Annotated in this window: 5 protein-coding genes; all 5 read right to left on the bottom strand. The window is 67.4% G+C overall.

What is annotated here, in order from left to right; translation table 11 throughout:
• Positions 1 to 101: 101 nt before the first annotated feature.
• From RBR29_RS11275 to RBR29_RS11295, 5 genes are read right to left on the bottom strand one after another with little or no spacing between them, the layout of a single operon-like run.
• Entirely contained in the window at positions 102 to 614 is a 513-nt protein-coding gene (locus RBR29_RS11275; RefSeq protein WP_320349346.1) for a nitrite reductase, read from the bottom strand.
• Entirely contained in the window at positions 589 to 1,086 is a 498-nt protein-coding gene (locus RBR29_RS11280; protein WP_320349347.1) for an Lrp/AsnC family transcriptional regulator, read from the bottom strand. The genes RBR29_RS11275 and RBR29_RS11280 overlap by 26 nt, the downstream gene beginning before the upstream one ends.
• Positions 1,073 to 1,597 carry an AsnC family protein gene (locus RBR29_RS11285; protein ID WP_320349348.1) on the bottom strand — a complete coding sequence of 175 codons (525 nt, stop codon included), beginning with the start codon at positions 1,595 to 1,597 and terminating at the stop codon, positions 1,073 to 1,075. Before RBR29_RS11285 ends, RBR29_RS11280 begins: the two co-directional genes overlap by 14 nt.
• Positions 1,594 to 2,067 carry an Lrp/AsnC family transcriptional regulator gene (locus RBR29_RS11290; protein ID WP_320349350.1) on the bottom strand — a complete coding sequence of 158 codons (474 nt, stop codon included), beginning with the start codon at positions 2,065 to 2,067 and terminating at the stop codon, positions 1,594 to 1,596. The genes RBR29_RS11285 and RBR29_RS11290 overlap by 4 nt, the downstream gene beginning before the upstream one ends.
• Positions 2,064 to 3,239 (bottom strand): cytochrome D1 domain-containing protein, encoded by a 1,176-nt coding sequence (locus RBR29_RS11295; protein ID WP_320349351.1) that lies wholly within the window; start codon positions 3,237 to 3,239, stop codon positions 2,064 to 2,066. Before RBR29_RS11295 ends, RBR29_RS11290 begins: the two co-directional genes overlap by 4 nt.
• Positions 3,240 to 3,389: the final 150 nt, after the last annotated feature.

Consider the following 3,389-nt stretch of genomic DNA (forward strand, 5'->3'; position numbering starts at 1 on the left):
CAGGACATTCCAGATGACCACGGGTGGGCGTGTCGAGCCGGGTGGCGCGCTGCGTGGGGCAGGGGCCTGTCCGGCCAGGGCGCGCAGGTACTGGCTGATTCTCAGCATTGCGGTTCTCCTGATTGAGGCAGCCGCAGCCCGGTTTTTTTCAGGATGCGGCTGCTGACCAGCATGTCTTCGGTGCGCAGCGCGGGGCCCAGCAGGGCGCGGATCTGGTCGCGCTGGGGGGCCAGTTCGTGCGCACTGCGGGCATGGATCATGGCAAAAAGGTTGTAGGGCCACTCCGCGCGCCGGGGACGCCGATAGCAGTGACTGACGAAGGGCAGGCGTCCGACGGCCGGGCCCAGGCGTTCCAGTGCCTGGTCTTCTACATCCCAGACGGTCATGCCGTTGTGCCGGTAGCCCAGGCGGTAGTGGTTGGGGACGGCGGCAATCCGCCGGATGACGCCGGCGTCCTGAAGCTGGGCGAGCAGTTCCAGTGCTTCTGCCGCGCTGCACCCCAGGGATGTGCCGATCCAGGCCCAGGGGTCATCGACCAGGGGCAGGCCTGCCTGGCAGAGTTCGACCAGACGGCGGGCACGCTGGGCATCAAAGCGGGAGGAACAGGCCGACATGATAGGTTTCCTCTTTGGGTAGATTCAGGACCGGCAGTTGGGTCGCGGTCTCGATGGCTGCCAGCGTGCGTTCCAGGTGTGCCTGGCTTTCGCAGGCCAGGACGAACCACATGTTCCAGTGGTGTTCCCGGCGGTAGTTGTGGGCGACTTCGGGCAGGCGCGCCAGGTGATCGGCAATGACGTCGAAGCGGTCTTCGGGGACGGACAGCGCCGCCAGGGTGAAGGCCCCGCCCAGCGGTTCGATGTCGAACATCGGCCCAAAGCGCGTCAGCGTGCCATCGTCCAGCCAGTGCGCCAGGCGCTTGCGGATGTGTTCCGGGTCCAGGCCCAGTTCCTGGCCCAGCGCACCCCAGGGGTCGGGCACCAGGGGCAGGCCGCGTTGCAGCCGGTTCAGGATCCGGCGGTCGGTGGCATCCAGGCCGGGCGTTGGGATTCCTGTGTCGAGATCAGGTAGGGCGTCAGGACTCGACATGCGGGTCTCCGGGTTGGGCAGGGGCTGCGGCATAGCGTCCGCCGCGTTGCTTGAATGCGCGCAGGCTGAACAGGTGGGCATGTGGAAGGCCCTGCAGGCCATGGCGTTGCAGGATGGCGTCGGCCTGGGCGTGCACGGCGTCCCTGGATGTGCCATGGATCATGCAGAACAGGTTGTAGGGCCAGTGTGGCGGGCTGCGCCGGCGCTGGTAGCACAGGGTGATGGCGGGTTCCCGGGCCAGTGCGATTCCGGTTGCTTCGACCTGTTCATCGGGCACGTCGAGCACCAGCATCAGATTGGCGTGGATGCCCAGGGCGCGGTGATGGATGACCAGGCCGAAGCGTCGGAACAGCCCTTCGGCCTGCCAGGCGCGGACCTGATCGAGGACCCGCGATTCCTGAGTGCCCAGGCGGTCTGCCAGGGCCGCATAGGGCCGTGGACAGTGCGGCAGGCCGCGTTCCAGCAGTTGGGCCAGTCGGCTGGCCAGTTTGGCGGGCAGCGGGGGATTCATGCGGGCTCCGGCAGGAAGGGCCGCAGGCTGAAGCCCAGATCGATGTGGAAGCCGCGTTGCATCGGCAGGGAAATCGGTTCCAGGCCGGTAGCGGCGGCGATGTCCGAGAGGGCGGTCGCCAGGGCTTCGGGGTCGGCCGCCGTCAGCACGAACCACAGGTTCCAGGCATGGTCGCGCTGGTAGTTGTGGTTTACGGCCGGGTGGGCACTGACGCGTGCGGCAACGGCGTCCAGTTGCGTGGGCGGCACGGACAGGGCGGCCAGGGTGCTGGCTCCGGCGCGGCGATGCTCGAAAACCGGGCCCACCCGGGACAGGACGCCGCGTTGGGTCAGGGCGGCAATCCGGTCCAGCACATCCTGTTCGGTGCAGCCCAGTGTCTGGGCGATGGCGGCATAGGGCCGGGCGCAAATGGGCATGCCGTGCTGGAAGTTCTCGATCAGCGCCAGGTCGAGTGGTTCCAGTTCGGTCATAGGCCCATCCGGGCAGCACGGCTGCTCATGAAGATGCCGCTCGGCGCCTGCGAGGGCAGCGTGGCGATCGGTGTGAGGGCATAGGGGTCCCAGACCTGCACCTGATCGCGATCCCGCACGGAAATCCAGATTTGTTCTCCGCGCGGCGTGAATTCCATGTGCAGCACGCCCGGCCCCACGTCCAGGGTACGGATGACCTGCATGGATTCGATATCGATGACCTGGACCTTGCCGTTGTCGGGGAAAGCGAAATTGACCCAGGCCTGGCGGTTGTCCGGGCGCATCACGATGAAGACCGGCTGGCCCAGTACCTGGATGCGCTGCATCATCTGCCAGCGGGCATTGTCCAGGACATGCACGACGTGTTCGCCTACGCCGGGGATGAGCGTCAGTCCGCCGGTAGCGCTCCAGCCTTCGAGGTGCGGCATTTTGTAGACCGGCAGCGGCTTGCCGTGGCGTCCGTAGTCGGGCAGGATGCGTTGCACGCCGCGTTCCGGGTGCCAGAGGTCGAGCAAGGCCAGGCCGTCTTCCCCGAACAGGCCGGCGATGTAATGGCGGCCGTCCCCGGTGATCATGCCATCGTAGGGCTCCCGACCGATGTCCCGATGCTTGCTCAGGGCGGGATGGCGCGGGTCGCGGGCATCGACCTGCCAGATTTCCCCGGTATCGAAGAGACTGAACACGAATTGCCGGCCGGGTGCGTCCACCACGCCGACCACGCGGGCATTGCGGCTGGGATCGGCCGTGGGCGAGGCGGGAATGTCGGCCAGAGGGGCGAGCGTATCGGCATCGAACAGGCGGATGCCGCCGGGTTCGTAGTTGCCCACGGCAATGACCTGGCCGTCCTGGCTGATGGCGCCGCCGATGCTGTTGCCGCCCTGGATCACCCGGGCCGAGATCCGGTGCGTGAGTATGTCCACCTTGGTCAGCCCGCCATCGCGGCCGAACACGTAGGCGTAGCGCTGGTCGCGTGAAAAGACGGCAGCCGCATGGGACAGGTCGCCCAGGCCCTGGACCCGGGCCACGATGGTGGGTTGCGGGCCGCTGCGGATGATCTGGACGCTGCCGGTCGCGCGCTCGATGACCAGACCCAGGTCGCCGCTGCCCTGGGGCGCATGGGCGCAGGCCCCGAGCACGAGACAGAACAGGGCTGCGCACAGGCGGTGCATCATGGCAGGCTTCCTTCGGTGAGATGGTCGATGATCCAGCCCGCTTCGGCTGGGCTGAGGAAAGGATTCCAGGGCGGCATCGGGGTTCCCGGACGGCCCTGGAGAATGGTCGTGATGAGGGTGTCGCGGGGCTTGTCCCGCAGGGTTTCGGGT

Origin of the sequence: Castellaniella sp. (genome assembly GCF_034007085.1) — a bacterium.
Classification (GTDB): Bacteria; Pseudomonadota; Gammaproteobacteria; order Burkholderiales; family Burkholderiaceae_B; genus Castellaniella.